Source organism: Burkholderia sp. LMG 13014, assembly GCF_905232215.1.
GTDB lineage: Bacteria > Pseudomonadota > Gammaproteobacteria > Burkholderiales > Burkholderiaceae > Burkholderia.
This window is the reverse complement of sequence record NZ_CAJNKE010000542.1, coordinates 1-3,938: the sequence shown is the minus strand read 5'-3', so window position 1 is coordinate 3,938 and position 3,938 is coordinate 1. Positions and strand designations below refer to the sequence as shown.

Here is a 3,938-nt window from a genome sequence, read left to right as displayed (position 1 = left end):
AGCAGCAGCGTCGACTTGCCGATGCCCGGATCGCCGCCGATCAGCACGACGCCGCCGGCGACCAGCCCGCCGCCGAGCACGCGGTCGAATTCACCGATGCCGGTCGAGAAGCGCGGCACGTCAGCCGCTTCGATGTCGACGAGACGCTGGACGGGCGCCCGCTTCGCGAGCGACTGGAAACGATGGGCAGCCGGCGATTCGGCGACCGATTCAACCAGCGTGTTCCAGGCCTGGCACGACGGGCATTGGCCCTGCCACTTCGGGGTCTGTCCGCCGCACTCGCTGCAGACGTATACGGTTTTCTGTTTGGCCACGCGCAACGCCCTTATTCCGCGCGCACGGGCACGCGGCCGGCGACCGCACACATCAGCTCGTAGCCGATCGTGCCGCAATGGCGGGCGACGTCGTCGATCGACAGCGCGTTGCCCCACAGTTCAACGCGCGCGCCGACGCCTGCCTGCGGGCACGGGGACAGATCGACCGTGATCATGTCCATCGATACGCGGCCGACGATCCGCGTGCGGATGCCGTCGACGATCACGGGCGTGCCTTCGGGCGCGACGCGCGGATAGCCGTCCGCGTAACCGCACGCGACCACGCCGATCCGCATCGGCGCCTGCGCCGAGAACGTCGAGCCATAACCGATGGCCTGCCCCTTCGCGATCGTCTGCACCGCGATCAGCTCGGACGCGAGCGTCATCGCTGGCTTCAGTCCCGTATCGGCGATATCGGACGACAGCCCGGACGGCGACGCGCCGTACAGCACGATCCCCGGCCGCACCCAGTCGAAATGCGTGTCCGGATGCCACAGCACGGCCGCCGAGTTCGCGAGACTGCGCGCGCCGGCGATGTTTTCCGCACCGCGCTCGAACGTCGCGAGCTGCTCGGCGACGCCGCGCTCGTTGTCCGCATCCGAAAAATGGGTCATCAACGTGATCTGGCCGATGCCGGGGCACGCGCGGGCGCGCTCCCACGCGGCGCGGTATTTTTCCGGCAGGTAGCCGAGCCGGTTCATCCCGCTGTTCATCTTGAGCTGCACGTTGACGGGCTTCGACAGCCGTGCCGTTTCCAGCATCCGCATCTGCTCGTCGTTGTGGACGGTCGTCGTCAGGCTGTAGCGGTCGATCACGTCGATGTCGGTCGAGCGGAAGAACCCTTCGAGCAGCAGGATCGGGCCGGCCCAGCCGAGCTCGCGCAGCTTGACGGCCTCGTCGAGGTCGAGCAGGCCGAAACCGTCGGTGCCGCGCAGGCCGGGAAACGCGCGGGCGAGACCGTGGCCGTACGCGTTGGCCTTGACGACCGCCCAGACCTTGGACGGGCCGGCAAAGCGGCGGACGACGGAGAGATTGTTCGCGAGAGCGGCGGTGTGGATGGTGGCGGAGATCGGGCGCGGCATGGGAAATTTACGTAAAGACGCTTGCGAATCATCAGCTTACCGCGCCTTTTGAGCACTGAAGCCGACAATTTGCGGAACGATCGGGGAATCTTGCTAGTCCGAATTGGCGTATTTTCATGTTATAAAGCCGTGCGCACAACCCATTTCGAACGGAATAAGCCGATCGCATACCAGGCGGCCTACGCGGCCCTGCCGCAGCGACGAAAGCATCGCATCAGATGAAAAAAGGTTTTTACACCATCATGGCCGCGCAGTTTTTCTCGTCGCTGGCCGACAGTGCGCTCCTCATCGCCGCCATAGCCCTGCTGAAAGACCTTCACGCACCCAACTGGATGACACCGCTGTTGAAGCTGTTCTTCGTGTTGTCCTATGTGGTGCTGGCGGCGTATGTCGGCGCCTTCGCGGATTCACGCCCGAAGGGCCACGTGATGTTCATCACCAACTCGATCAAGGTGATCGGCTGCCTGATCATGCTGTTCGGCGCCCACCCGCTGATCGCGTACGGGATCGTCGGCTTCGGCGCAGCGGCCTACTCGCCGGCCAAATACGGCATTCTTACCGAGCTGCTGCCGGCCGACCGGCTGGTCGCGGCGAACGGCTGGATCGAAGGCACGACCGTCAGCTCGATCATCCTCGGTACCGTGCTCGGCGGCGCGCTGATCAGTCCGCATATCGCGTCGCACGTCATCGCGCATACGCCGGCGTGGATCAGTACGCCAGCCGAAGCCGCGATCGCGGTCATCCTGTTGATCTACGTGATCGCCGCGCTGTTCAATCTGCGCATTCCCGATACCGGCGCGCGCTACCCGAAACAGCAACATGGGCCGATCAAGCTGGTGGCCGACTTCGCCGACTGTTTCATGGTGCTCTGGCGCGACAAGCTCGGCCAGATCTCGCTGGCGGTCACGACGCTGTTCTGGGGCGCAGGCGCGACGCTGCAGTTCATCGTGCTGAAATGGGCCGAGGTGTCGCTCGGCATGTCGCTGTCCGAGGGTGCGCTGCTGCAGGCAGTCGTCGCATTCGGCGTCGCGGCCGGCGCGATCGCCGCGGCCAGCCGGGTGCCGCTCAAGAAGTCGCTGACCGTGCTGCCGGTCGGCATCATCATGGGCATCGCGGTGATGCTGATGGCGTTCTATTCGCGCGACCTGTTCCCGCCGCACTGGGCCGCGCACCTGGGCCACCTGCGCCTGCCGGTTTACCTGATCATCGCGTACATCTTCCTGATCTGCGTCGGCGCGCTGTCCGGCTACTTCGTCGTTCCGATGAACGCGCTGCTGCAGCATCGCGGCCACGTGCTGCTGTCGGCCGGCCACTCGATCGCGGTGCAGAACTTCAACGAGAACCTGTCGGTGCTCGTGATGCTGTGCCTGTATGCGGTGCTCGTGTGGCTCGACGTGCCGGTCGGCGTCGTGATCGTGCTGTTCGGCACGTTCGTCTGCCTGACGATGTGGCTCGTGATGCGCCGCCACCAGGCGAACCAGCGTCAGTTCGACTCGGTCGCGCTGATCGGCGAATCGCGGCACTGACGCTACACTTTCCGTTTCCGTCCGCCAGCGCCGGTCTTCGAACCGGCGCGCTGCCCCGATGACGCACCCGATACCCAACATCCTGACGATCGCCGGCTCCGATTCGGGCGGCGGCGCAGGCATCCAGGCCGACCTGAAGACCTTTTCCGCGCTCGGCGCGTACGGCGCGAGCGTGATCACTGCGCTGACCGCCCAGAACACGCGCGGCGTGACCGGCGTGCATGCGCCGGATGCGGCGTTCGTGACCGCGCAACTCGACGCGGTGTTCAGCGATATCCGCATCGATGCGGTCAAGATCGGGATGCTCGCGAATGCGGCGATCGTGCACGCGGTAGCCGACGCGCTGCGCCGCTACGCGCCGCGCTTCGTCGTGCTCGACACGGTGATGATCTCGAAGAGCGCGCATGCGCTGCTCGCGCCCGATGCCGTCGACGCGTTGCGCAAGGCACTGCTGCCGCTCGCGACGGTCGTGACGCCGAACCTGCCCGAAGCGGCCGCGCTGCTGAACGATGTGCCCGCAACCACGGAACCCGACATGGTCCGGCAAGGCCAGGCATTGTTACGGACGGGCGCGCGCGCCGTGCTGATGAAAGGCGGCCACCTGCCCGACGCGTCCGCGAGCCCCGACTGGCTCGTCGAAGCGACGCACACCGTGCGGCTCGACGGCGCGCGCGTGCCGGTCAGCAACACGCACGGCACGGGCTGTACGTTGTCGTCGGCGATCGCAGCACTGCTGCCGCAGCAACCCGACCTCGAAAGCGCGGTGCGCGAAGCCAAGACCTACCTGACCGGCGCGATCGCCGCGAGCGGCCACCTCGACGTCGGCCACGGCGTCGGCCCTGTCCATCACTTCCATCGCTGGTGGTGAGCGCCGGCTGACGCGGCGTCAGTGATCCTGCGCCGCGAACGCCTGTGCGCGTACCGGCCAGTCGTCCGGCACGACGAAGCCGCGCGCCCGTTCGCGCCACGTGCCGTCATGGCCCTTTTCATGAATGCCGATCAGCGCGGGGGCCTCG

The 3,938-nt window shown here is 66.5% G+C and carries 3 protein-coding genes and 2 pseudogenes; 2 read left to right on the top strand and 3 right to left on the bottom strand.

The window, feature by feature from the left end; all coding sequences use genetic code 11:
- Both JYJ84_RS30455 and alr read right to left on the bottom strand, forming a co-directional pair.
- A pseudogene (locus JYJ84_RS30455) lies at window positions 1–314 on the bottom strand (DNA repair protein RadA); the annotation flags it as partial.
- Window positions 315–325: 11 nt separating this feature from the next.
- The gene (alr, locus tag JYJ84_RS30450) at window positions 326–1,396 is read right to left on the bottom strand and encodes an alanine racemase (RefSeq protein ID WP_122945714.1); all 1,071 of its coding nucleotides are present in this window, start codon (window positions 1,394–1,396) and stop codon (window positions 326–328) included.
- A gap of 218 nt (window positions 1,397–1,614) precedes the next feature.
- Here alr and lplT point away from each other — a divergent pair, with 218 nt between their 5' ends.
- Together lplT and thiD are read left to right on the top strand one after the other, a co-directional pair.
- Entirely contained in the window at window positions 1,615–2,922 is a 1,308-nt protein-coding gene (gene lplT / locus JYJ84_RS30445) for a lysophospholipid transporter LplT (protein WP_122945715.1), read from the top strand.
- 58 nt (window positions 2,923–2,980) lie between these two features.
- The gene (gene thiD, locus JYJ84_RS30440; RefSeq protein WP_122945716.1) at window positions 2,981–3,790 is read left to right on the top strand and encodes a bifunctional hydroxymethylpyrimidine kinase/phosphomethylpyrimidine kinase; all 810 of its coding nucleotides are present in this window, start codon (window positions 2,981–2,983) and stop codon (window positions 3,788–3,790) included.
- Window positions 3,791–3,808: 18 nt separating this feature from the next.
- On the opposite strand, the pseudogene JYJ84_RS38030 reads toward thiD, so the two are convergent.
- Window positions 3,809–3,938: pseudogene (locus tag JYJ84_RS38030) on the bottom strand (DUF1853 domain-containing protein); the annotation flags it as partial.